This window comes from Bradyrhizobium sp. P5_C11_2, assembly GCF_054049755.1.
Genome location: NZ_JBFULT010000971.1, coordinates 1 through 1,498 on the forward strand (window position 1 = coordinate 1; position 1,498 = coordinate 1,498).

1 protein-coding gene is annotated in these 1,498 nt (G+C 67.4%); it reads right to left on the minus strand.

Going from position 1 to position 1,498, the window contains the following annotated elements; translation table 11 throughout:
* A partial coding sequence (locus ACXJL8_RS40815; protein ID WP_456687011.1) for an eCIS core domain-containing protein occupies positions 1-1,377 on the minus strand: 1,377 nt, incomplete at its 3' end.
* Positions 1,378-1,498: the final 121 nt, after the last annotated feature.

A 1,498-nucleotide genomic window follows, 5' to 3' on the forward strand; every position in this document is an offset into this window, starting at 1 on the left:
GCCGTCGGGGGCGAGCTGCACGTCCGGTTTGAGTGCCTTGGTTATCTCGGCCTTCTGTGCGGCGCCGGGAGCAACTGTCTTGGACAGGGCCTTGCCGCTGGTGGTCAGGGCGATGTCGCGCGACACGCGCTGGAGCACGAGGTCGTAGCCCTTGAGCTTTCCATGGGTGACGCTGGCTCTGAGTTGCAGGTTCAACTTTTTGTCCTCATCCGTCTCCGCGGCGACCTTTTCGTCGAGATCGTCGGCCTGGCGGCCGAGTACTGCACGCTCTCGACTGATATCCTGTATCGCCTTGTCTCGCGCTTTCGGCTCGAGCGCGAAGATCTCTGCGGCGACGCTGTCGACCTGGTCATTGCTCGTTGCGGCATCGAGCCGGTGCTTGAGGCCGGCCGCGTCGTAGGCGAACACCGGCGAGCCCTTGCCCGGATCGCCCTGCGGCTCGACGTTTCCCTTGAGCAGGGCGGCGCGACCGCCACGGAAGCGGGCGGCGAAGAACCGGGTCAGTTGCTTGTAGTTGTCGCCGTCGATGTCGGATTCGAGCTCGGTGACACTGAGTTTTCCTGAACCGAACATGATCCGCAGGGCGGCGATGTCGCTCAGCTCGAGCAGGTCGAGGATTGCTTCCTCGTCGCCGCCGAGCGTCGGGCCATCCTGCATCTCCTGGATCAACAGCGCCTTCTGAAGTGGATCGAGCTTGAACCCGGCCTGGCCTGCCTTCCACCGGCGGACGATGGCGCGTGCCTTGTTGTCACTGTCGAAGCTGCCTTCGTGCTCATTGGCCTGGGTGATCTTGTCGAGGTAGGCGAGCAGCTCCTTGTCGCCGAAATTGCCCTCGGCGCCGAAGAACACGGCGATCGACTCGTACCAGGCGAGCCGCTGCACCGCCACAGGCGGCGCGGTCTCGCCGTGCTGCTGCACCACATGGGCGAGCTCGTGCGCCAGAATGTGCCGGCCACGCGGGGTGTGTGGATTGTATGCGCCGTCGCCGAACACGATGTGCGCGCCCGCGGTATAGGCGGTCGCGCGGATTGCACGGGCCGAAGCCGCGGCTTGCGCGTCGGTGTGGATCCGCACATGGCTGAAGTCGGAACGGAATTGTCGCTCCATCGTCTCGCGGGGAGCGCCGAGCGGGGAGCCCGGCGATCCGACGACCTCCGATACTTCGGACGGCGCCGTCTGTCCCTCCGGGCGCGAGCCGCGTGACAATGGCGACAGCGTGGGCGCCCGATCGCCGGCTGCGGCGGGGCGCAGCACGTTCTCGGCCGCGCGCTCGGCTTCGGCCTCGAAGCGGTCGCGGCTCGGACGAAGTTCAAGCGAAGGCGCTCGCGCGGGCGAGGATTGTTTTGGGAGCGCCTTCGGTGCGGCATGCACGGTCATGGCCGGCCTCGCGAATTGCCGGCGCCGGGCGCGCTGGGCAATCGTGCCGCGACGCGATCGGCGACCGCGCGCGGTGCGGCGCCATGCTCGGCGTCAGCCACGGTGCCGGACCCTGTGAGCC